The organism is Actinomyces sp. ICM47 (assembly GCF_000278725.1).
Lineage (GTDB): Bacteria > Actinomycetota > Actinomycetes > Actinomycetales > Actinomycetaceae > Pauljensenia.
In genome coordinates, this window is sequence record NZ_ALCA01000085.1 from 26,578 (window position 1) to 48,242 (window position 21,665).

The window sequence follows — 21,665 nt, forward strand, 5'->3', positions numbered from 1 at the left end:
CATCCGTACGTGAACCCGCTATTCCGAGCCTGGGCAACACCGCCCACATGCGGAACAGCGGGTTAACATGCGGAACAGGGGGTTTACGCGCGGAACAGCAACGGGCGGTCCCGCATGGGGCCGCCCGTCTTGCATGCCTGCGCGCCGCTCACAGACACTGCGGCACTGCGCGTCAGCGTCGCAGGTCGGCGGCGGAGTCTCCGGGGGTCATGTCCTTGGCGAGGGCGACGAGGTCTGCTGCGGGTTCCGCGTAGGAGGTGCCCACGAGCGTCGCGCCCGAAAAGATGAAGGACGTGATGGACGCCAGGGAGCAGTGACGCGACTTGGGCGAGTGGGCCAGCGGCTGGCCGTTGATGAATCGGGTGAGCGTGACGATAGGGTTTTGGTGGGAGACGACCAGGGCCTCGCGGCCGCGTGCTTCGCGCAGGGCCGAGGAGAGGGCCGCGCTCATCCGGGAGGCGACGTCACGGTAGGGTTCGCCCCACGAGGGGCGCAGCGGGTTGCAGTAGTACTTGTAATACTTCGGGTTAGCCAGCATCGCGCGATTGGAGTTCACGGGCAGACCTTCGAAGACGTTGTCCGACTCGATGAGGCGAGGATCGGAGGCAATGCTCAGGCCGTAGGCGGCGGCGGTTGGCGCGGCCGTCAGCTGGGCGCGCAGCAGCGGCGACGAGATGACGCGAGCGATATCCGCACCCGAATCCACCAGATACTGCGCGGCGCGCGCCGCCATCTGATGCCCCAGCTCCGTCAGACCGAAACCAGGCAGACGCCCGTACAAAACACCGTTGGGATTCTCCACTTCTCCGTGGCGCATGACGTGAATGATGGTGCGGTCCATAACGCCCAAGTATAGGGCCCCGGATACACGTGAGGCCCGGCCAACAGGCCGGGCCTCCGCTCGCTCACTTCTTGTTGCGACGCTGGTGACGCGTCTTGCGCAGGAGCTTGCGGTGCTTCTTCTTCGCCATGCGCTTGCGGCGCTTCTTGATGACGGAGCCCATGGGGTTCCTCCCTCGTAGTGTGGGCGGCAGAGGTACTACCGCTGGTTGATGATGGGTGCCCGGAACGAGCACATCGTGCCTATACTACCCGCCAATGACGCGAGCCTGGCCACCGGAGTGATCCGACATACCGGCCTGGATCATCTGGGCGACCGCGGCCTCCGGGACTCGGAAGCTCTTTCCGACGCGAATCGCGGGCATTTCACCGCTGTGAATCAATCGGTACACAGTCATCTTAGAGACGCGCATGATGTCCGCCACTTCCGTGACGGTCATAAAGCGCGGCGCCGACTGCTGTTCCATTAATGACTCCCAGTGTGCTCGCGAGGCGCGTTAAACCCGTTCGTTCATCGCTTACGTAGCCTCACGAAATATACTACTGCCCATCCACATGAAAACTGCAACTTTATCCACTTTTGTTGCAGAGTCGTTAAGGAGGTTCGATGGGAGCGGCACGCAAGGGACGCACGCCTCGACCTCAGCCCCCTCGGCTGCGCACTAATCCCGGTGCTACACGGTCCCTGATGCGCGGGCGAGCCACGGCCTCGTCCCACGCCATTTCAGCGGAAGCCTTGACTCCACAGCCCTCCCCTGTCGTCCGCCAGGTGCCGGGAGGACCCCGCGGCCCACATCCCCAGGTGCCCACGTCCTACGCTCAGCGTGTGCGCGCGTGGCTGTCCCGGCAGGCCCGCTACTCCCCTGCCAGGCTGGCCCTCAGCACGTTCGCCCTCATCATCGGGGTTATCACCGTGCTGCTCATGTTGCCCATCGCTTCCGCCTCTGACGAGTCAGTTCCCTTCGTCGACGTGCTCTTTACCGCCGTATCAGCTGTGTGCGTGACAGGTCTCACGACGGTGGACACGGCCTCGTATTGGTCCCCCTTCGGGCAGGCTGTCATCGCGGCGGGCATCGTCGTCGGCGGCCTGGGCGTCATGACGCTGGCGTCGATCCTCAGCATCGCGGTGTCCCGACACCTGGGACTCACCCAGCGCATGCTCGCCACCCAGGAGACCGGGACGGGAGCGATGGGCCAGATTTCCACGCTGCTCAAGGCCGTCATCGCGACCTCGCTGAGCATGCAGGCGTTCCTGGCAATCATGTTCCTGCCCCGTTTCCTCACCATGGGTATCGACCCCGCGCACGCCGTGTGGGACGCCGTGTTCATGGCAATCTCCGTGTTCAACAACGCGGGCTTCGTGATTCTTCCCGGCGGCCTCGAACCGCACGTCACCGACTGGTGGATGCTGGTCCCCATCATCTTGGGGACGACTGTGGGCGCTATCGGTTTCCCCGTCATCATGGACGTCGCGAAAAACATGTGGACTCCGCGCCGCTGGCGCCTGCATACGAAGCTGACGCTGTCGACCTATCTGATCCTGGCGTTCATCGGCGCTCTCGCCCTGGCGCTGACGGAGTGGCACAATCCGGCGACACTGGGGGCCGTGGACACTCCCTCGAAGATCCTCAACGCGATGCTCGCGGGCGTCAATTCGCGGTCCTCGGGTATTTCGGCGCTCAACGTGGGTTCGATGCGTTCGCAGACGCACTTTGTGCAGGACATCCTGATGATGATCGGCGGCGGCTCCGCGTCCACGGCGGGCGGCGTGAAGGTAACGACGTTCGCGGTGCTGGTTCTGGCCGTCATCGCCGAGGCACGAGGTGACCGCGACATCGAGACCTTCGGCCGGCGTATCCCTACGTCGACCGTGCGCCTGGCGGTCGCCGTGTCCTTGCTCGGCCTGGCCCTGGTCGCCATCTCCGTCGTCGCGCTGCTGACCATGACGGATCACTCGTTGGACATCATCCTGTTCGAGACCGTGTCCGCATTCGCCACCGTGGGCCTGTCTACGGGTATCACGCCTAACCTGCCGGTGGCCGCGAAGTATGTCCTTATCGCCCTCATGTTCGCGGGCCGCACGGGCTCGATGACGGTGGCAGCGGCACTCGCGTTGCGTGAGCGTTCCCGCGTGATCCGTATGCCCGAGGAGCAGCCGATCATCGGTTGACAGCGCAGTGGTGATTTCCACGACGAGGCCGTGGCTGGGTACCGTTCGCGTGCGCGGGACGGGGAGGGAAGAATAGAGTCATGGCAGAAGAACGTGACTCAAAGGACCTTCAGTCAGGCACGCTGGTCATCGGATTGGGCCGTTTTGGCTCAGCCGTCGCGGTGACGCAGGACCAGCTGGGGTACGAGATCCTCGCGGTCGAAAAGAACCCCTCGCGCGTGCAGGCCTTCGCGGGCCGTTTCCCCCTGGTCGAAGCCGACGCGACGTCCAAGGAAGCGCTGGAGCAGCTGGGCGCACGCGAGTTCCGCAGCGCCGTCGTCGGCGTGGGTTCCTCCTTGGAGGCGGCCGTACTGATCACCGCGAACCTGGTCGACATGGGAATCTCGTCGATATGGGTGAAGGCGACGTCCTCCCAGCACGGGCGTATCCTGCGCCGCGTGGGTGCCCACCACGTGGTCTACCCCGACCTGGATGCGGGCAAGCGCACGGCGCACCTGGTGGGCGGCCGCATGGTCGACTACATCGAGATGGAGAAGGACGGCTTTTCCATCATGAAACTGCGCCCGCCCACGGAGGTGCACGGCTTTTCGCTGGAGGAGCTTGACCTGCGCGGCCGCTACGGCGTCAACGTCCTGGCGATTCGCCACCCCAAGCAGCGTTTCGAGTACGCGAATTCGTCGACGCGCATCAACTCCGACGACGAGATCATCGTTTCGGGCGACTCTCGCCTGCTCGAGTACTTCGCGAACCGCCCGTAGTTGCGCTGAGGCGAGCACCCCCGCACGTAGCCGTGTGCGGGGATGCTCGCGCCGTTCTGGAACGAGGCCGGGGCTGGGCCGAGCGAGAGCGCCCAGCCCCAGTTCCTGGCAGATCGTCCTACTTGCCCTTGATCTTGCGAGTCCTGATGTGAGGTCGGCTACCGCCAAAACCACCGGGGTTCGAGGGGTGAGTATTCGGTGTAGCCTTCGGAGGCTGAGGAATCGGAGGCTCAGGCTTCGGAGGCTGAGGAATCGGAGGCTCAGTACGTTTATGTGTCGTCCCCGAGGTGCCCGTAGTCACTGGATTCGTCTTGTTCCCCTGGTTGCCCGAAGTGCTCGAATGCCCCGGATTCGTCTTCTCTTGATGGCCGGTGCCGTTTCCAGAGTGTCCTTGTTCATTCTTGTCGGGTTTGGCGTCGTTGTGGCCGTGCTGTGAACCGCTCTTATCAGGTTTGGCGTCGCTGTGGCCGTGTTGTGAACCGCTCTTATCAGGTTTGGCGTCACTATGGCCGTGCTGCGAACCGCTCTTATCAGGTTTGGCGTCACTATGGCCGTGCTGCGAACCGCTCTTATCAGGCTTGGTGTCGCTGTGGCCGTGCTGCGAACCGCTCTTATCAGGCTTGGTGTCGCTGTGGCCGTGCTGCGAACCGCTCTTGTCGTCGGTCTTCGAGTCGCTGGAACCATCGCCCTGATGGGTGAATGTCGGGTTGACGTCAACATCGACGGTTGTCGTTGAGTTGTCATTGTTGATGGTGCCACCGTTATTGATGACGCCATTATTGTCTCCACCGACGGCGGTTCCGCCATTGTTTGCGTACACGTTGGTGCCACCAGTCTGACCGTTGCTGGTCATACCACTGTTACCGGTTAGGGGCGACGAGAGATCGGCGGTGGAGGCAGTCGCGCCGCAGCAGCCACCCGCAGGCATCGTGCAATTCGCGCCGATGACCTTGACCTCGTTAGTCAGTCCAGTCTGAATCGAGTCCAGATTATCAAACACACGCTGGATGGACTGCAGCAGCTGGACCAATGCCTGTCCGATCTGTGCAATCGTCACCACCCAGCTCGTAACCTTACCACTGACCTTCGCCCCCTCTACGGGACTAGCAACACCGGCGGTCACGCAGGACCAAAATACGCCGCTGATGCACGTCGCGACTACGTCGGCAATCGCATCGCGAACGATATCGTGAATCGCATCGACGATGTTTGCTGCATCATTGAGTGTGGTGCTGAAAGAAGAGGCATTCTCGCTCACCGCGCGCATAGCGGAGGAGACCACTTCCTGCCGATGAAGGTAGGCATCTACGGCTTGACCAGCCATGTCAGACATCGCACTACTTGAGGTGGTGTCGATCTCGTCAGCGACCGATGCCAGCGAGTCTGCGATGGACTGCCAACTATCACTCATGCCAAAGACCTCGGCGGAATCACCTGTGAAGTCGTTGAGCATATTGTTGAGCGGGTCCACGTGCTCGAGGATGAAGCTGACTGCCATCTGTCCAAAGAAATCGACAGGGTCTGCCGCCAGGCACATCATTCCGGAACGAGCATTATCAATCATTGCTTGGACCGAAGCAAAATCGCCGTTGGAAATGTCGACGGCATTGCGATAGATGTCATCGACAACCCCGAGTCCTTCTGTTGCGGTTGAGTTACTCCGGCTGGAGGTATGCACTGGCGACTGCGCCGTCATTTCTCTACTCCTTCAAACACGAAGCGTCGCAGGGAACGCTCCTCATCTTGACGCTGTCGAGTAAGGAATGTCTCGATGTCCTTGTCGCTGTTGCTATCCTGTTTCTCAAAGAGGGAACGAACGTCTTCCGCGGCAGAATCGGACTGTGTCTTCGTGAATTCGTCGATCCTCATTGTCTGAGCCTTCTGCTGATCATTGACAAAGGACCGGTAACTTGTCTCCTGAGTTGTGCGTTGCTCGGCCATGAAGGTGTCAAACTCTCGGGTCGTCGCTTGCGGATGTTCCCGAACGAACTGTCGAATCTGAGCTTCTTCGTCTGCACGCTGTCGCGTCAGGAAGTCACTCATTGCATCTTGCTGTTCCTGCTGATTCGTTTCGATCAGGGCTTTGATATCGGTTATATCTTGGTCGAGATGTAGTTCGGCATAGCGCTCGAGCGCTTCGACCTGATCAGCTTTCTGCCGTTCGTAGAACGTCGCAAGATCAGCGTTCTCCTCGTTGCGCTGCTTGTCGAGGAATGCCTGAAGCTGATCATCGTCGACAATCATCTTGTCTCCGCCGCCAAGGATGCTGCCTAGGCTGCCGACCCCGTCCTTGCCGTCGGAACCATCCGATCCATCCTTGCCGTCGGAACCGTCCTTGCCGTCGCTCCCCTTGTCACCGCGCTTATCATCGTCCTTGGACTTGTCATCATCCTCTGATTTACCGTCATCCTTGGACTTATCGTCGCTCTTAGATTTGTCATCGTCCTTAGACTTATCGTCGCCCTTGGACTTGTCATCATCCTCGGATTTATCATCGCCCTTAGACTTGTCATCATCCTCGGATTTATCGCTACCCTTGGACTTGTCGTCGCCCTTGTCCTTACCCTTAGACTTATCGTCGTCGTTGAGTTCGGTCTCAGGTACCTTGTGTTCTCCCTTGGACTTGTCATCATCCGTGGGCTTGTCGGCATCGTTCGGCTCTGTTGCCGGAGCCTTCGACGGATCAACACTCGGTGCCGAGCCGCCAGTCCCGGACCCACCTCCGCCAGTCCCGGACCCACCTCCGCCAGTCCCGGATCCACCTCCGCCAGTCCCGGATCCACCGCCAGTCCCGGATCCACCACCGGGGGAATAACCACCAGAATCGGATCCGCCGGAGCCATAGCCTCCGGGACCCGGTGCATTGCCTTCCGGATCGATAGCACTCAGCTCGCTCTTATTGGTGCTTTCGGTCTGGTCCATCTCGTATGCCCACTGCTGGAGACAGGTAACCAAACGATGCTCAGCGCCAGCGAGGTCGCTGATCATCTCACGCAAATTGTCAATCTGTTTGTTGACGGGGGCCTCGAAGAAGGAGCACAGGAAACCGAAGGCACCGCCGGTCACTTGACCCTTGGTGGTGTCCGCAACGGACACACTCTCGTCAACCGTTGATGCGGAGCTGCTGATCTCCGTTGAATGAGAACGGATACGGCTGGTATCTACTTTGAGGTCGGCACTGGCCATGTCGATCAGCGCCCCAACGAACCGAGGGTGGCGTCGAGGTTATCAAGGTAACCACGCATGAGACCAACCTTATCGCCGTAGCATTCTGTGGCTCGCTGACGCACGAATTCGCGCATGTTGTTGCCCGCATCAGCATAGGCTTCCATAATTGCCTGCTCAAGGTCGCTGGCTGACCCTTCGAGCGCTTGCTCATCGATCTCGATGTTCACCATGCGACCGTCGGAATTAACCTCGACCTCGATCTCGCTGCGCGAATCATGACCCGTGATGCGAGCCTTCTGCAAGGCTTCTACGAAGTCACGCGCACCCTGAGCTTGACGCTGGGCCTCGTCGATTCGTTCCTGGAGGATTCGCATTGCGTCTTCGGGCGTCTGCCCCATCACATTTACCATATGGTCATCCTAGCCAACTCGACGCCCTCGCGTATGCCCCTTCCCATTTCGCGATAAGTATGTCGTTCGTGCGGATAACAGGACTTATCGACTCGTTCACAATTGGTCCGATGAGGATGCGCGGCGAGTGCCGGGTTCACGCGCGCTTCTCCGCATTCCTCAGAGGTCGTCAGAGTCGGATTCCCTCCGCGCGGGATGTCTGCGCAGGTGGGACAGGATGATAAGTCCTCCCATTGAGGCCGCGCTGAGGACGACGATCCCCGACACGATGGAGGCGCGGATCGTGAGGTTATTGTCGCGATTGAATAGGTTCACTGAGGTGTCGGCGGCACGCCGAGGCAGCGGATGGGCTGCGGTGTCGGGATGGGCGGGGCCAAACCTCGTGCCGATGTCATCGAAAGTGAGCGCGTCGTACGGGGCTGCGATCCCCCATCCGAGTTCGTCGGTACGCGTGTCGGCGGCACCTCGCAGAGCGGTCACCTCCAGGCGGTACTTCCACATGTCGGGGCCCTCATCGGGGTACCGGGAGGCGACGAGGGCTGCGAAGCCACCCGCGTACGCGGCCGCGTAGGAGGACGAGGGCTGTGGTGTCGTCCCCGTATACCCGCCGACCAGGCAATCTGCTTGGTCGAACCAGGTCGTGTGGATGACGGATGCGGGCACGGCTAGAGACACGTGCGAGCCGTGCACCTGCTCGTCTGAAGCAGAGCCGTCGGCATTCGTTGCTGTCACGCCGAGAACCCCGTCGTATGCCGCAGGGTAGACGACCTGACCGGTGGTCTGTTCCTGGTACGTGTTGCCGGTTGATGCAACGATCAGCGAGCGTCCGCGTACCGACTCGACGGCAGCTCGCAGGTCCGGGTCGTCTTCGGGGGTGGACTGGGCGACGACGATGATCTGGGCACCGTTGTCGGCAGCCCACCGGATTCCGCGCGCCAGGCGCTGCACGGAGCTTTCCTCACCCTGTCGCTGATGTGCCCCGGGGGCTGGATCAAGGCCCGTCTCGACGCGCACGGGCAAGATGAGGGATTCGGGGGCCACGCCGACCAGGCCGGACCCCTTCGCGGAGGGCAGTTCACGGGCGGCTATCGCGCCGGCGATGGCCGTGCCGTGTTCGCCCTTGTCGACGCGACCGTCGGTCCCTTCGCCGCTCAGATCAGTTCCGGGCAGCACGACGGTAGGATCACCGAAGTTGAAATGTTCGTTATCGGCGGCGACCCCTGAGTCGACAACAGCGACGGTCACGCCCGAACCGCGCGAGATGTCCCATGCGCGGCGCACGCCGACCTGATCGAGGATCTCAGGGGGTGCCTTGATATAGATGGGCGAGTTCTCCGGGCAGGTCTGGTCCGCCGACGTCGCCGTCGGTGCAGGCGACGGGGTATCCGTGGGAGGACCGCTTGGCGTGGGGCGCACGCTTGGCGTCGGCGACGGGTCCGCGTGCGCGACTGAGGGTGCCAGCGCTATGCCCGCCCCGGCCTCGTCCGTGGAGAAGGCCACCGGAGTAACGACGGGAGCCAGGGCCAGGCCCGCTGCGAGGACTCCACCGGCGAGGCACCGGCGCATCCTCCGGGAACGGGAACGCGTGCTCATCACGACAGCCCGACGGACTCGGCGGCGGCCTGGGGGGTCATGTCTGTGCCGCTCGGGATGAGGAGCGCCCAAGCCTCGGGGATGACGACGGCATCGGACTGAGCCCAGCCCAGGGCGTTGATGGATGCGCTTGGCACTGTCCCGAGTGAGTGGATGTAGCCCATGTCGGACACGAAGGCGTAGGCCGCCGCCTGTCCGCCGCCGGACGTGATGGCGACGAGCGCCCCGGAGCCGCCCGCAACGGTCGCGGCGCGCGTCGTGGTGGGGCCGGACGGGGAGGACACTGACTCGGCGTCATAGGCTGCCTGGACGGCGCGTTGCTTGGGCATGACGCCGAGCGTGATTGTCGGGGAGGCGCGGTCGACGGTGGACATGCGCGCGCACAGCGAGGTGCGGATCTGCGCATCCGCCTTCGGGTCGGCCCATTCGACGTTCGCGAAGTTCTCGTAGGGAGGCCAGTCCTCGCCGATGAAGTCGGCGTGGACGGGTGTGACGTCCTTGAACATGTCCGTCGAGAAGGACTTGGTGGGCGGCGCGTCCTGGTAGAGGCGCGAGGCCGTGGAGTTGAAGACTGCGAGTTGGGAGGAGGAGATAACCAGGTAAGAGTTGAGGACCTCTCCGCTGGAGTTCATCTGTTGGATGACGGTTCCGACCGTCAGGTTCTCGTTTTTGAGAGGACCGGGCAGGTCAGTCGCCGGCTGCCCGTGGCCGGGGATGTCGTAGTAGCTCCACGGCTTGAGGGGCGTGCCCGAGGGAAAGAGTTCGGCCCACTGCGGTTCGACTTCGACGGGGTATCCGATCCGGTTTTGGAAGGAGAGCGCCCAGTCGCCGAGGCGGCTGTCGGTTTCGTCGATGAGGTATTTCTTGTGGGTGGTCGCGTCCACGTAGTAGGTGGTGGTGCCGTGATCGGGGCTGACCAGCGCGGACGTGACGTTTTGCAGCGGAAAGCTGTCGGCGGGAAGGGACTGGGCGACCCACGTGTGGTAGGTGTCGTCGAGGTCGCACGAGAGCCACGTGGTCGCCAGCTGCGCGGTAGCCGGCACGTCGTCGGGGACCTGTGCCAGGCCGATTTGGGCACCGCGCGGAAGATTCATCAGGGACGAGGCACTGGCTGAGATGACCGTCAGGCCGGATTCTTGCGCGAGGAGCCTGGCCGTCGTCACGTTCGAGATCGGGTGCAGGACGCCGTTGGCCCAAAAGTAGCGGGATCCCGTGGATGTGACGTCGACGAGCACGTAGTTGGACGCAGTCAGGTCGGGATTGGGGTTGAAAAAGCGAATACCGACACCAACGACGCACATGATGACGGCGACGACTGCGCCGAACAGGAGCGGACGCACGGGCGAGGGCGTGTCGACTTCACGACCGCCTGGGGTTCCCGAGGTGAAGGCGGTGATCAGGCGAACGCGGTTAAAGCGCTGCGCTTCGAGGATGTCTTTGCTTGATGGCATGAGTCAGCCCCAGAGGTAGACGGCCAGGGGAATGAGGACGAAGAGCGACAGGACCGATAGGGTGTCCGCGAGGCGTGTCATGTGGGGGCGCGCACGAGGCCCCACGACGTTTGTGATGACCAGGACCAGGGCGGTACCGACCGCGATGACTGTGATCCACGACAGGATCGTCGCGTCCGCACGGGTGGCCAGGACCGCTGCTATGAGGATCGTGATCAGGCCCGTGAGGGCACCGATGAGCACCTCGACGCGGGCGCGGATCGAGCGAGTCTGAAGGACCAGGGACACTGATCCCAGAAGGATGAGGATGAGGGGGAGGACGATGGACTTCGTCCCCGTGGCCGTCATCATCGAGACCGTCAGGAAGATCGCGGCGAGCGCGCCGCCGACGCGCAGGGATACGACGAAGACAAAGGAAGTGCTGACCTGGTCCATGATTCCTTGGGCCGGGATCTGTTCGGTTGTCTTCGCGTCCAGGATGCGCACCGGGATGTGGGCCAACGCCACCCACGGTGCCAGCTGGAGGAGGACGACGATCAGGGCGAAGAGGAGCGCGGACACGCCGACCTGGGGCAGGTTACCGAAGCGAACCAGCAGACCCGTCGCGGTGACAACTGATCCGACCACGAGGGGCGCAGCGACCGAGATACGGTAGCGCCCCGGCAAGGTCAGGGCCGCGACCGATCCAACGAGAATGCCGACGCCGATCGCGATCCATCCGGCACCGTCCCACTGGGTCTGTGTGAAGCGCAGGGCGGCGGCGGCAGTCAGGACGGGCACCGTGTGTGCCAGGGCGATGCCGCTCGGCCCCGGGTTCTTGCGCGTAACCACGGCGGAGGTGCCCATGACGAGCAGCGCGGACACCACGCCGATTGCGCCGTTGATGTAGTTGAGGAGGGCAACACGCCCGGGCTGCAGGGCGGCGATGGCGTCCGGGGGTGTCGTCGCCAGCAGGATCGCGGCGACAAATACAAGAGCCGCCGCAGACAGGCATGCAAGCGTCCGCGCGTCGCTTGAGGTCCAAGGGGTGGACACCTGCTCAACTACCTGCCCGACTGCTTCCGTGAGGTCGTCGTAGACCATGTCGGCCACGCCTTCACCAAGGGGTTCGAGCAGGAGCGAGGCACCGGCGCGGACACCCTGAGCAGACAGGGATGCCGACTGGTCGAGTGGACGCCCCGATGCGGTTCGGACTGCGAAGCCGTCATTTGTGCCCGTATCTGCACGGGCACCGATCACGTCAACCAACCCCGGCAGCAGTTCCACGAGGGGAACAGACTGTGGAACTGTGACGTCGCGACGCTCCATACCGTAGGTAATCGTCAGCGGAATTAACGCCACTCCACGAAATGTTTTCGTTGCCATAGCAGTTCCTCCCGGCGACATTTGACAGGCTCAGCGGCTCAGTACCATAACCCACATGAGTCTATCTTTCCGGTCAGACTCTGTCCTAATTTTTGAAGAACACTAACATTTTCAGTCAAAACGCGGTTAGTATTCATTTATTCTCATACTCTCGTGCACCCGCACGAGAACCCGCTTGAACAAATGGAGGTTCACATGGCAGACCAGAGGCTTGATGACGGCGCCCTCAAGGAGGGATACGACAAGGTCGAATCTATCAAGGCTGACATCGATGGCCACATCGCCCGCCTTGAGGGTGACTTGTCGACCATCGGCGATAACTGGAAGGGCGATGCAGCCGCACAGTTCCAGCAGCTGATGACTCAGTGGCACGAGAACGCTGACAAGCTCAACAACGCGCTCCAGGACCTCGCTGACAACCTGAGGGGCACCGACGCGTCGATGGCGCACACCGAGTCCGACGCGCAGAGTTCGATCTCGGCGATCCTCGCCGGAATGTGATTGAGGAAGGTAGGAGATAGACATGGCCGATCAGCAGGTAAATTACAGCGCACTTGACGCGGCTGCAGCAGACATCAGGAGCGGTTCGTCGAACCTGCAGAGCTGCATCGATGACCTTGAGTCCACACTGAACCGGCTGCGTGCAAGCTGGGAAGGCGCAGCGCAGGAAGCCTACGATGCCGCTCAGGTGAAGTGGAACGAGGGTCTGGACGGTCTGAAGGACGTCCTCGATAGGACTTCCAACGCTGTCGATACTGCGAACTCCAACTATCAGCAGACGGACCAGGCCAACGCCAACCGTTTCTGATTTCTAACACGCCGGCGCCGCGCGCCCGGTGACTTACTCCCCGGAAGTTGGGCTGACATTCAGTTCCTTCTTCCGGGGAGTGTTGTATGAGTTGGGGCTTGGGCCTCACATGTTGTCTGCGTCGGCGTGGACGATGGTGGCGCGCCGCTCGCCCAGGATGATTTCGGTGCCCACAGGCACTTCGACGGCCTTGCCACCAGCCAGCGTGGTGATGCGCCCGTCGGGGGTGCGGATCTGCGTCCCGTTCGCGGAAAACAGGTCCTCGAGCCACGCGCCGTTGGCGGTGGGTCCCAGGCGCAGGTGCGTGCGCGAGAGGGACAGGGTCGTGTCGGGGACGTGGACAGCGCGCGAGCCGTCGTCGGATGCGGGAGAGCGCCCGATCGCCAGGGGCGCGTCGATCAGTTCGCACTGGCCGGAGTCGAAGATGATCCACAGCACGGGACTCGACGAGGCCGGTGCGGGGGGACGAGGGACTGCGCTGACAGCCGTGGGATTCGGGAGGCCACCAGAACGCGCTCGCGTGGGCGGGGCTGCACCGACAGCCGTGGGATCCGGGAGTCCCGTGTTCCGCAGCGCGGGATTCGGCGGCGGTGCAGGTGCGCGGCTGGGCATCGCCGAAGGCAACGGGGCCAGGTGAGGCCTGGGAGCCGTCATGGGTGGAGGAATAGCTGGGCCGACCGAAGTGAAGGAGGGCGCAGCGGAGTGCGAAACCTCGGGAGGGGACGGCAGGGGCGCTACGGGGAGCGACACCTCGGGGGGCGTCGGAAGAGGAGCGGTCGGCTCCGGGAGTTCACCGGGCGGGCTGGACTGGACGCTTTCAAAGCCGCTGGAGGCGTGGGCGGAACGGGCGCGTTCGAGGCTCTCGCTGGCCTGATCAGAGTGAGTGAGCGCAAGCGCCGCATGCGCGCGCAGATCGACCAGGCGAGTACCGGTCGGGCCGGTGAGCCAGGTCCGCCCGTCGCGGACCATGGTCAGGGCGGCGAGGGGTCCGATAAGCGTCACCTGGAGCAGCGCGGTGAGCGCGGTGTAGCCCGCCGCCGCACCGAGGGAGGGCGTCTGCGCATCGTCGCTGTCGCGGATGAGACAGACGCGCATGGCAGCCATGCCGGGGGTACGCCCGCTCGCACCGAGCATGATAGCGGAAGCAACCACTGCCTCGGCGCTGATGAGAGTGATCGTCAGGGGCGTGAAGTACACGAACCAGGTGGCTCCCATGAGTGTGCCGAGGATGAGCAGGTCAATGATGTAGGCACCGATGAGGCGTGAGGCGGGAGCGGGGGCGAACCGAGTCGTTGTGGTGTCTGGCATTACAGGACCGCCCTCCAAGCGAACGCGAATAGTCCCGAGGCCACGACTGCCGCGGGGGGAAGTGTGAAGATACTGAAGTTTTGGACGGCATCGAGGATGGTGCCGACGAGGGCGGCGTACCCCTTGGACACATACAGGTTCGCCCAAGCGGCTATCGCAACGCCGACGAGGACCAGGATCGCAACGGGGACCATGGGATACAGGCCGACAGGGCCGCTCCAGGATTGGACCCACGCGCCAAAAAGGAAGGCGCACGCGAGGCTGGCCGCGCAGAGTCGGGGGAGGATGCGTCCGGCGTGGCTGCGGGTGGCGCGCGGAACCGTCAGCAGGGCAGTGATGGCCACGATGACGAGAATGAAACCGGGCAGCCCTCGGCCCATGCTCATCGCGGGGGTGACCGTGTGGGCCAGGGGGATGCCCCCGACGAGGACGAAGAGGGAGGCAGCGACGAGCAGCACGGTGTTGCGGGCGCTGGTGTAACTCAGAACGGTGGCGATGCGCTCGCCGGTCAGGGTGCTGGGGGCTGACGCGGGGGGCTGACGAATGCGCGAGGCGATGGTCTGGAGGCTGGCGGAGTCGATGAGCTGATTGTCGGGCACGCGCAGCGCCAGGCGTGGGGACATGAGGAACAGGAGGACGCCGATCATGACAGCAAGGGGCGCGATGTCGATGAGGGCGAAAAGCGGGTAGGCGTGGATCGTGACGAGCAGGGTCGCCGCGCCCCACGCGATGATCGCGCTGAGCGCGGAGGGGGCTCCCGTGAGAGAAGCGACGGCGAGGGTGACGATGAGCGCACTCCAGACGCCAACGACGGGGGCGACGGACAGCGCATGAATACCAGCCAGTGGGACGAGGCCGATCATCGAGTAGCCGACCAGTGCGGGCAGGAGGAGGAGCATGATGGGGTGGCTTCGCACACGGCGTGAGCAAAACAGCGGGGTGGTGGCACCGATCATGCAGACGAGCGCGCACAGGCCGCGTGCCCACACCGGGATGGACGAGGCCGCGCGAGCCCAGGCGGGTCCGTCCTCCGCGTAGGTGAGTTCCCGGAGGGCGGCGTCGCCCAGCGTAGGCAGCAGGCACAGGGCGCTAGCAGCCGCGAGGAGCAGGAAACTGAAGCCGACCAGGGCCAGGACCGGGGAGAGCCACTGATTCTCCTGGCGCGCCGAGGCCTCGTTCACCTGCTGCGCGGACAGGACGCGGCTGGACAGCGCGATCACGGATCCGGCGGCGAGGTCACGTCCGAGGACAGCGCCGCCGCTGAGGGGGCGCCCGTCGGCGTAGGAGAGGCGCACGGAAGGTTCCGTCAAGTCGATGGCGAGCATCGCGCACAGCCCGGCGACGGTGGTCCCCGCGGGGGCAGCGATATCGGAGGCACCATCGGAGTCAATGACGGTCACGGACACCATGGTGGTGCTCATGAAACCTCCGATCGTTGAGAACACAGCAGTGCCCAGTGTAGTGCACCAACGCTAACCGAAGGTTCAAAATTGTGAGGGTGCTCGGCTAGACTGGCAGCAGCCGTATCGAACACTGACGCGCGCGGCGCGAGGAGAGTTGATGGTGACACGCAAAAATTGGCGCACTGCCAAGATTCCGGAGCATCCCTCCGGCGTCCTTGACCTGCAGATGCCGCCGGAGAAGGCAGAGCCTGCATCCGTGGGCAACGTCCTCATGATGATCATCCCCATGCTGGGTTCGACGGGCGTCATGGTGTTCATGGCGGTGCAGAACGGCGGGACGCGCTCCATGATGATGGGCGGCGGCATGCTCGTCGCCATGCTGGGCATGGTCGGCTTTAACATCTTTCGCCAGCTTAATCAGCATCGCAACACCGTCAAGAATCAGCGCCACGAGTACCTGTCGTACCTGGCGGAGACTCGCGAGTCCGTACGTAAGGTCGCGAAGAAGCAGCGCGCCTACTACAGCTGGGTGTATCCCTCCCCCGACGCGCTGGTGACGCTGGCATCGAATGGATCGCGCCTGTGGTCGCGTGAGGGCAGCACCGTCAACGTGTTGGCGTTCCGTTATGGAAGTGGCACGCAGCCCCTCGGGTTGGTGTTGAAACGTCCTCCCATCGATCCGCTGACGGAGTTGGACGTCGTGTGCCTGGCTGCGCTGGAGCGTTTTGTGGCTGTCCACGACCACACGGATAACGTCGGCAAGTTCTTGTACTTAGGCGATTACAGCCATATCGCGGTCATCGGCGCGGGCGAGAACGCCTACGACGAGATGCGCGCCATTATGATGCATCTGGCGTGCTTCATCGAGCCGTCAAAGCTCAAGATCGCGGTCCTGTGTTCCGCGGATCGGCTGGGCGACTGGGAGTGGGTCAAGTGGATGCCGCACGCCCGTTCATCGGTCGTCGCCGACGCGGTTGGTCCCGGTCGCATGATTTCGACGGATTCAACCGAACTGGCCGAAATGATCGGTCCGGACATCGCGATGCGCGGAGCGTACCGCCGAGGCGAGGACATCGCTGAGTGGCCCCACCTCCTTCTCGTGTGTGACGGCGCTGAATTCCCGTCTTCCTCACCCTTCGGCTCGGCGGCCGGGGTTCGCGGCGTGACCATCATGAGCCGGGTCCGCGAGTGGACGCCGATGACATCGCACACGGCCCTGCGCCTCGTCGTCCGCCCCGGGCAAGAACATGACGGCGGGAACGTCGTCGACGTGGTGACGATGGATTCGCTTCCCGAGACGGCCCGCGCCGACCGCTTGACGGCGATTCAGGCGGAGGCTATCGCCCGGCGCATGACGCCCTTTACGTCGCAGCAGAGTCTGGAGGACACCGAGGAACCCGTGGGCCGCTCGGATGTGTCGCGCCAGAAGGACCTCATGGAGCTGGTGGGCATCGGCGACATCCGCGACTTCGACCCGGAGAAGCAGTGGGTCCGCCGCGAGGGGCGTGCGCGCCTCGCCGCCCCCTTCGCGGTGACACCGGAGGGTAAGCCCGTGGTCCTGGATATTAAGGAATCCGCCCAGCAGGGTATGGGTCCGCACGGCTTGCTGATCGGCGCGACCGGTTCGGGTAAGTCCGAGGTGTTGCGCACCCTCGTGCTGGCCCTGGCCCTCACCCACTCTCCGGAGCAGCTGAACCTGGTTCTCGTCGACTTTAAGGGTGGCGCGACTTTCGCGGGTATGGCGGATCTGCCGCACGTGTCGGCCATGATTTCGAACCTGGAGTCGGAGCTCACCCTCGTCGACCGTATGCAGGACGCCCTCCAGGGCGAGATGGTGCGCCGCCAGGAAATGCTGCGCATGGCGGGTAACTACGCGAACGTGTCCGATTACGAGGCGGACCGCCTGGCAGGCAAACACGGGTATCCGCCGCTGCCCGCCCTGTTCATCGTCCTGGACGAGTTCACGGAAATGCTCATGGCCAAGCCGGAGTTCGGCGAGGTCTTCATCATGATCGGTCGTCTGGGCCGTTCCCTGTCGGTGCACTTGCTGCTGGCCTCGCAGAAAATGGACTTGGGCAAGGCGCGCGGCCTGGAGTCGCACCTGTCCTACCGCATCGCGCTCAAAACTTTCACGGAGGGCGATTCGCGCGAGGTTCTGGGCATCACGGACGCCGCGAAGCTGCCCCCGCTGCCCGGTTCGGGCTTCCTGAAAGCGGGCGGGGACGGCCTCGTTCGTTTCCGCGCGTCCTACGTGGCCGCTCCCCCGCCGCCGCGCACGCTCGCTTCCCTGGCCGAGGCCTCGACGGCTGGCGCTCCGAGCGCTCCCATCGAGATCCTGCCGTTCACGGCCGCGCCCGTCATCACACGCGAGGACCGCGGCGACACGGAGGAAGTCGACCAGAACCAGGAAGTGGTCCTGGCGGGCGACGAGGTCTGGGACGACATGTCCGAGATGGACATTGCCGTGGCGAAGATGAAGGGCAAGGGGTACCCGGCCCACCAGGTGTGGCTGCCGCCCTTGGAAACTCCGGATACCTTCGCGACCCTCATGCCGGACTTGGGGCCCGACCCCGAGTTCGGCTACGTATCGCGCGCGTGGCGCGAGGCGGGCACACTGCGTGTCCCCCTGGGCACGGTCGACCTGCCGCTTGAGCAGCGCCGCGAGACCCTGGTCCTGGACCTGTCGGGGGCGGGCGGTAACTTCGCGCTGGTCGGCGGACCGCAGACGGGCAAGTCAACGGCACTGCGCACGATCGTGCAGGCCCTGTCACTGACCTACACGCCCCAGGAGGTCCAGTTCTACGTGATGGACTTCGGCGGCGGCACCTTCGCAGGCTTTGCGGGTGCCCCGCACGTGGCGGGCATCGCGACGCGCGACACCGAGGAGGTGCGCACGCGTATGCTCGCCGAGCTTGCGGCGATCCTGGATGATCGCGAGCGTTACTTCCGCCAGCGTGGCATCGATTCGATGGATACCTACCGGCGTGGGCGTGCCGCGGGCCGCTACGACGACGGCTACGGCGACGTGTTCCTGGTGATCGACGGCTGGGGCGCGCTGCGCTCCGAGTTCGATAGCCTGGACCGCCATGTGACGACGATGATGAGCCGCGGCCTATCGCTGGGTGTTCACCTCATCATCGCTGCGAACCGATGGATGGATATCCGCGCGGACGCGCAGGATATTTTCGGTTCTCGGTTAGAACTGCACACGGCGAATCCGAAGGAGTCGATCATCAACCGTCAGGGAGCTGCGCGTATCCCGAAGGGACGCCCCGGTCGTGGTATCGACATGGCGGGACACGAGATGATGATTGGCCTGCCGCGCGCCGATGAGGAGCCGGATCCGACAACCGTGTCGCAGGGCGTGGCCTACACGGTCAACAAGATTCGTGAGCACCTGGTAGCTGGCGAGGGGCCAAAGCTGCGCCTGCTGCCCGAGCAGATTACGCTCGAGGACATCCTGTCTCAGCTGCCTAAGCAGCATATCCTGCCGCGCGGCGGCGGCGACATGATCCTGGGTCTGGAGGAATCACGCCTGGGGCCGCTCCTGTTCAACACGCGCACGGACTCGCACCTGTATCTCTTCGGGGATGCGAAGACGGGCAAGACGTCGTTCCTTCGCTCGATCATTTCGGAGATCACGCGCCTGTACACGCCGCGCGAGGCAAAGATCATGGCGATCGACATGCGCCGTTCCCTGTTGGGCGCGGTCCCGGAAGAGTACACGCTGCGCTACGTAACGAATCATCAGGATGCGATGAAGCAGATGCGTGAGGTCGCGCAGTTCATGCGCACGCGTCTGCCGGGTTCGGATGTGACGCCGGAGCAGATTCGCAACAGAAACTGGTGGTCGGGTCCCGAGCTGTGGGTCCTGGTGGACGATTATGACCTGGTGGCAACATCGTCGGGTAACCCGCTGATGGATCTGTTGGACCTGCTGCCGCAGGCGGGCGACATCGGCCTGCACGTCATCATCACGCGCCGCATGGGCGGCGCGTCGCGCGCGACCTACGAGAAGGTCCTGCAAATGATGAACGACCTCGCGGTGACGGGCATCCTCTTGTCCGGTAACCCACGCGAGGGCGCGGTCATCAACGGCGTCAAACCGAAGCGATCGATCCCCGGCCGCGCGCAGGTCGTGCACCGCGAGCTGGGAGTTGTGGGCGCGCAGATGACGTGGACGCCTCCACCGTTCTAACAATGCCTTGACATGCCAGGCCGTTCGTTGCCTATGATTGACCAGTCTGAAAGTAGGAGATATTCATGCCCCCTATTGCTTCTCGTCCCGCCCTGGCGGTGGCGTCGCTTCTCGTCATCGCGACAACGCTGACCGCGTGTTCTCCAGTTTTCTCCTGGAAGGGGGATCGCAAGGATGCGTCCGGCTCTAACGCCGATATTTCCTCGATGCAGAACATTCCGGAGGGCATCAAGCAGGACCTCATCAACCAGCAGAACGCCGCCTCCGGCAAGGAGAAGAAAGCGATCGGCGCAAAGGCGGCGGCCCTGAACAACATGGTGGGGACCCAGCTGGTGGGCACCGATCCCTACTCGATTGCGGATCAGCAGTTCACACTCAATCCCGAGGGAACGATTGGGGTGGACAAGGAACAGAAAATCTACCCCCTCATGTCGGCCACGGACTTTTGGCGCCTGGGCCAGGACACGTACGACCTGTGCGTGGAGCAGGACTGCCAGTACTACTCCTCGTGGACGGTCGACGTGGAAGGCAGCGGCAAGAACGTCACGTACGTGTGGACCATGAAGATCGACGGACCCGAGCAGCCGCCTCAGCCGCTGGTGCGCCGCTTCAAGGTCGCCAACTGAGCGGCCGGCCAGCGACGACTATTCTGCGAGAATTTCCCGTAAGGAGAACCTGATGGTTGATCAAGCGTATGACGACGCGAAGCAGCAGCAAGCGGATCCGTATATGCAAGAGACCATGGACGCGATGACGACCTCGTCGCTGTCCAGTGCCTCGCTCAGTTCCGCTCAGACCGCGGCCGCGTGGGGATTCGAGGAGGGTCCTTCCGCTCTGGGTAGCAGCGCGGGAGCCTTGTTTTCATCGGTGTCGGACCTGCTCGCCAAGGAAAACGACCTGATCTCTGTGTTCGAGACGAACGTGAAGCTGGCGTCGGAGAGCGTCAAGCAGAACGAGTGGGATAACCAGCAGGCCCTGGCGCAGGTGACCAGTGCCCTGGACAACGTGGCCAGGTCGCCACAGGCGCAGGCCCTGCTGGATGACCTGGTTCAGAATGGCTACGTGAAGCCGCAGGAAGGCGCCTCCGGCGCGGAGACGGGTGGTGGATCACCTTCCGAAACGGAAAACGGTGAGGCGTACAGCGATTCTACGACTTTCTAGCCCGTTCACGAACCTTTTCTGTAAAGGACCATTACGATGATATTCTCACCGAACTACCTGCGTTTGCTCACCTTCATGGCCGCGGCGCGCAACAACCGGGGGCTGGATGCCTGGGAGAAAGACCACCAGACGACGCTCGACGGCTTCGACGACGCTATCGCGCGTTTGACCAGTTTTCGAGATGGTCATGGGTTCACGGGCGAGGCGGCCACCGCGATGAACGCGTGGGTGGATTCCTCAATTAGCCGCATTCAGGCGTATAAGGCCAGCTACGAGAACGGCTACAACGCGTATGACACGGGTCGACAGGTGATGCAGGCGGCGTTGGCGGAGGCCGAGACGCTCTCTCCAAATTTGTTGGATGAGAAGACTGCGGCGATGCGTGACGACTGGTTCGTGGTAATCCCCGAGTCCGAACCAGGCGGCGGCTTTACCGGCCTGGGCCAGCGTTTCACGAGCGGGGAGGCATACGTTGAGGCGGTGGAGGCTCAGGCTAATGCTCAACGTGAGGCTGCTGCCCAGCGCATCTTGGATGAGCTGAACGCCCATACGACTTCTATCAACAAGGACATGAAAGACGAGACCGCGCTGAGCGAAAGAGACCTACAACGTGGCATCCTCAATGAAGGACCTGGATCCAATACCGCAGGCGGTAACGGAGCCGGGTTGCCGTGGAGCCGTTCCGCTGCGGACGGTTATGGTCGCGGGACCGGGCGCGACAGTTCGTCGGGCGAGTATCCGGGTGGTTTTGATCAGCCGTGGTGGAGTGAGGCGGACGCGGCGGCGGCGCACAACCGCATTATTTCTTCGGGGGCTGTGCCCACCCAGGAGCCGGCTTACGGTGAGCCGGGGTCGCGCACGAATCCGATCACGGACCCGCAGGACCTTATGGACACGGACCTGCTGCACACGCGCGTGAACGGCACGACCTACCGCAATGGTGTCATCGGCGGTCACACGCCGGCCCCGGCGGCGGATGCGCATCACCCCCTGTGGCGCCTCAACGGCGGACCGGCCTCCGACGCCTCGTCG

The 21,665-nt window shown here is 63.4% G+C and carries 18 protein-coding genes and 1 pseudogene; 8 read left to right on the plus strand and 11 right to left on the minus strand.

Going from position 1 to position 21,665, the window contains the following annotated elements; genetic code table 11:
- Positions 1-172 precede the first annotated feature (172 nt).
- The 3 genes from HMPREF1136_RS05520 to HMPREF1136_RS05525 all read right to left on the minus strand — a co-directional run bounded on the left by HMPREF1136_RS05520 (position 173) and on the right by HMPREF1136_RS05525 (position 1,307).
- Positions 173-841, minus strand: a complete 669-nt coding sequence (locus HMPREF1136_RS05520) for a histidine phosphatase family protein (RefSeq protein ID WP_009648330.1) — start codon at positions 839-841, stop codon at positions 173-175.
- A gap of 64 nt (positions 842-905) precedes the next feature.
- A complete protein-coding gene (locus tag HMPREF1136_RS10660; RefSeq protein WP_003792170.1) occupies positions 906-1,004 on the minus strand; it encodes a 30S ribosomal protein bS22 in 99 nt (32 codons plus the stop codon).
- Positions 1,005-1,088: 84 nt separating this feature from the next.
- Positions 1,089-1,307: a helix-turn-helix domain-containing protein gene (locus tag HMPREF1136_RS05525; RefSeq protein ID WP_009648329.1), complete on the minus strand. Its 219-nt coding sequence runs from the start codon at positions 1,305-1,307 to the stop codon at positions 1,089-1,091.
- A gap of 140 nt (positions 1,308-1,447) precedes the next feature.
- Here HMPREF1136_RS05525 and HMPREF1136_RS05530 point away from each other — a divergent pair, with 140 nt between their 5' ends.
- Together HMPREF1136_RS05530 and HMPREF1136_RS05535 are read left to right on the plus strand one after the other, a co-directional pair.
- Positions 1,448-3,010 carry a TrkH family potassium uptake protein gene (locus HMPREF1136_RS05530; protein ID WP_009648339.1) on the plus strand — a complete coding sequence of 521 codons (1,563 nt, stop codon included), beginning with the start codon at positions 1,448-1,450 and terminating at the stop codon, positions 3,008-3,010.
- An 80-nt stretch (positions 3,011-3,090) separates the two neighbouring features.
- Complete coding sequence (locus HMPREF1136_RS05535) at positions 3,091-3,768, plus strand: potassium channel family protein (RefSeq protein WP_009648349.1); 678 nt, start codon at positions 3,091-3,093, stop codon at positions 3,766-3,768.
- Positions 3,769-3,886: 118 nt separating this feature from the next.
- Here the strand turns inward: HMPREF1136_RS05535 and HMPREF1136_RS10295 are convergent, their stop codons facing one another.
- The 6 genes from HMPREF1136_RS10295 to HMPREF1136_RS05565 form a co-directional block, all read right to left on the minus strand.
- Positions 3,887-5,464, minus strand: a complete 1,578-nt coding sequence (locus tag HMPREF1136_RS10295; RefSeq protein WP_009648342.1) for a hypothetical protein — start codon at positions 5,462-5,464, stop codon at positions 3,887-3,889.
- Entirely contained in the window at positions 5,461-6,954 is a 1,494-nt protein-coding gene (locus HMPREF1136_RS10890; protein ID WP_009648360.1) for a hypothetical protein, read from the minus strand. Before HMPREF1136_RS10890 ends, HMPREF1136_RS10295 begins: the two co-directional genes overlap by 4 nt.
- 5 nt (positions 6,955-6,959) lie before the next feature.
- The gene (locus HMPREF1136_RS05550) at positions 6,960-7,346 is read right to left on the minus strand and encodes a YbaB/EbfC family nucleoid-associated protein (RefSeq protein WP_009648348.1); all 387 of its coding nucleotides are present in this window, start codon (positions 7,344-7,346) and stop codon (positions 6,960-6,962) included.
- A gap of 159 nt (positions 7,347-7,505) precedes the next feature.
- The gene (locus tag HMPREF1136_RS05555; protein WP_232204185.1) at positions 7,506-8,939 is read right to left on the minus strand and encodes a S8 family serine peptidase; all 1,434 of its coding nucleotides are present in this window, start codon (positions 8,937-8,939) and stop codon (positions 7,506-7,508) included.
- Positions 8,939-10,390 (minus strand): type VII secretion protein EccB, encoded by a 1,452-nt coding sequence (locus HMPREF1136_RS05560; RefSeq protein WP_009648345.1) that lies wholly within the window; start codon positions 10,388-10,390, stop codon positions 8,939-8,941. Before HMPREF1136_RS05560 ends, HMPREF1136_RS05555 begins: the two co-directional genes overlap by 1 nt.
- Positions 10,391-10,393: 3 nt before the next feature.
- Entirely contained in the window at positions 10,394-11,755 is a 1,362-nt protein-coding gene (locus tag HMPREF1136_RS05565) for an EsaB/YukD family protein (RefSeq protein ID WP_009648358.1), read from the minus strand.
- Between the two features lie 195 nt (positions 11,756-11,950).
- Between HMPREF1136_RS05565 and HMPREF1136_RS05570 the strand changes: the two genes are divergently transcribed.
- Together HMPREF1136_RS05570 and HMPREF1136_RS05575 are read left to right on the plus strand one after the other, a co-directional pair.
- On the plus strand, positions 11,951-12,256 hold the full coding sequence (locus HMPREF1136_RS05570) for a WXG100 family type VII secretion target (RefSeq protein WP_009648333.1): 306 nt from the start codon (positions 11,951-11,953) through the stop codon (positions 12,254-12,256).
- Positions 12,257-12,278: 22 nt separating this feature from the next.
- Entirely contained in the window at positions 12,279-12,563 is a 285-nt protein-coding gene (locus HMPREF1136_RS05575; protein WP_009648343.1) for a WXG100 family type VII secretion target, read from the plus strand.
- Positions 12,564-12,668: 105 nt separating this feature from the next.
- Here the strand turns inward: HMPREF1136_RS05575 and HMPREF1136_RS05580 are convergent, their stop codons facing one another.
- Both HMPREF1136_RS05580 and HMPREF1136_RS05585 read right to left on the minus strand, forming a co-directional pair.
- Positions 12,669-13,871 (minus strand): RDD family protein, encoded by a 1,203-nt coding sequence (locus HMPREF1136_RS05580; RefSeq protein WP_009648364.1) that lies wholly within the window; start codon positions 13,869-13,871, stop codon positions 12,669-12,671.
- Positions 13,871-15,292, minus strand: a complete 1,422-nt coding sequence (locus HMPREF1136_RS05585) for a hypothetical protein (RefSeq protein ID WP_034505067.1) — start codon at positions 15,290-15,292, stop codon at positions 13,871-13,873. Before HMPREF1136_RS05585 ends, HMPREF1136_RS05580 begins: the two co-directional genes overlap by 1 nt.
- A 139-nt stretch (positions 15,293-15,431) precedes the next feature.
- Between HMPREF1136_RS05585 and HMPREF1136_RS05590 the strand changes: the two genes are divergently transcribed.
- The 4 genes and pseudogenes from HMPREF1136_RS05590 to HMPREF1136_RS05605 all read left to right on the plus strand — a co-directional run.
- Complete coding sequence (locus HMPREF1136_RS05590; protein WP_009648366.1) at positions 15,432-19,472, plus strand: type VII secretion protein EccC; 4,041 nt, start codon at positions 15,432-15,434, stop codon at positions 19,470-19,472.
- 65 nt (positions 19,473-19,537) lie between these two features.
- Positions 19,538-20,098, plus strand: a complete 561-nt coding sequence (locus HMPREF1136_RS05595) for a hypothetical protein (protein WP_009648363.1) — start codon at positions 19,538-19,540, stop codon at positions 20,096-20,098.
- Positions 20,099-20,150: 52 nt separating this feature from the next.
- The gene (locus HMPREF1136_RS05600) at positions 20,151-20,633 is read left to right on the plus strand and encodes a hypothetical protein (protein ID WP_009648327.1); all 483 of its coding nucleotides are present in this window, start codon (positions 20,151-20,153) and stop codon (positions 20,631-20,633) included.
- A 36-nt stretch (positions 20,634-20,669) separates the two neighbouring features.
- A pseudogene (locus HMPREF1136_RS05605) lies at positions 20,670-21,665 on the plus strand (hypothetical protein); the annotation flags it as partial.

Coding starts and splice junctions, on each gene's coding strand:
- HMPREF1136_RS05520 (WP_009648330.1), bottom strand. CDS start 841: ATGGACCGCACCATCATTCACGTCATGCGCCACGGAGAAGTGGAGAAT.
- HMPREF1136_RS10660 (WP_003792170.1), bottom strand. CDS start 1,004: ATGGGCTCCGTCATCAAGAAGCGCCGCAAGCGCATGGCGAAGAAGAAG.
- HMPREF1136_RS05525 (WP_009648329.1), bottom strand. CDS start 1,307: ATGGAACAGCAGTCGGCGCCGCGCTTTATGACCGTCACGGAAGTGGCG.
- HMPREF1136_RS05530 (WP_009648339.1), top strand. CDS start 1,448: ATGGGAGCGGCACGCAAGGGACGCACGCCTCGACCTCAGCCCCCTCGG.
- HMPREF1136_RS05535 (WP_009648349.1), top strand. CDS start 3,091: ATGGCAGAAGAACGTGACTCAAAGGACCTTCAGTCAGGCACGCTGGTC.
- HMPREF1136_RS10295 (WP_009648342.1), bottom strand. CDS start 5,464: ATGACGGCGCAGTCGCCAGTGCATACCTCCAGCCGGAGTAACTCAACC.
- HMPREF1136_RS10890 (WP_009648360.1), bottom strand. CDS start 6,954: ATGGCCAGTGCCGACCTCAAAGTAGATACCAGCCGTATCCGTTCTCAT.
- HMPREF1136_RS05550 (WP_009648348.1), bottom strand. CDS start 7,346: ATGGTAAATGTGATGGGGCAGACGCCCGAAGACGCAATGCGAATCCTC.
- HMPREF1136_RS05555 (WP_232204185.1), bottom strand. CDS start 8,939: ATGAGCACGCGTTCCCGTTCCCGGAGGATGCGCCGGTGCCTCGCCGGT.
- HMPREF1136_RS05560 (WP_009648345.1), bottom strand. CDS start 10,390: ATGCCATCAAGCAAAGACATCCTCGAAGCGCAGCGCTTTAACCGCGTT.
- HMPREF1136_RS05565 (WP_009648358.1), bottom strand. CDS start 11,755: ATGGCAACGAAAACATTTCGTGGAGTGGCGTTAATTCCGCTGACGATT.
- HMPREF1136_RS05570 (WP_009648333.1), top strand. CDS start 11,951: ATGGCAGACCAGAGGCTTGATGACGGCGCCCTCAAGGAGGGATACGAC.
- HMPREF1136_RS05575 (WP_009648343.1), top strand. CDS start 12,279: ATGGCCGATCAGCAGGTAAATTACAGCGCACTTGACGCGGCTGCAGCA.
- HMPREF1136_RS05580 (WP_009648364.1), bottom strand. CDS start 13,871: ATGCCAGACACCACAACGACTCGGTTCGCCCCCGCTCCCGCCTCACGC.
- HMPREF1136_RS05585 (WP_034505067.1), bottom strand. CDS start 15,292: ATGAGCACCACCATGGTGTCCGTGACCGTCATTGACTCCGATGGTGCC.
- HMPREF1136_RS05590 (WP_009648366.1), top strand. CDS start 15,432: ATGGTGACACGCAAAAATTGGCGCACTGCCAAGATTCCGGAGCATCCC.
- HMPREF1136_RS05595 (WP_009648363.1), top strand. CDS start 19,538: ATGCCCCCTATTGCTTCTCGTCCCGCCCTGGCGGTGGCGTCGCTTCTC.
- HMPREF1136_RS05600 (WP_009648327.1), top strand. CDS start 20,151: ATGGTTGATCAAGCGTATGACGACGCGAAGCAGCAGCAAGCGGATCCG.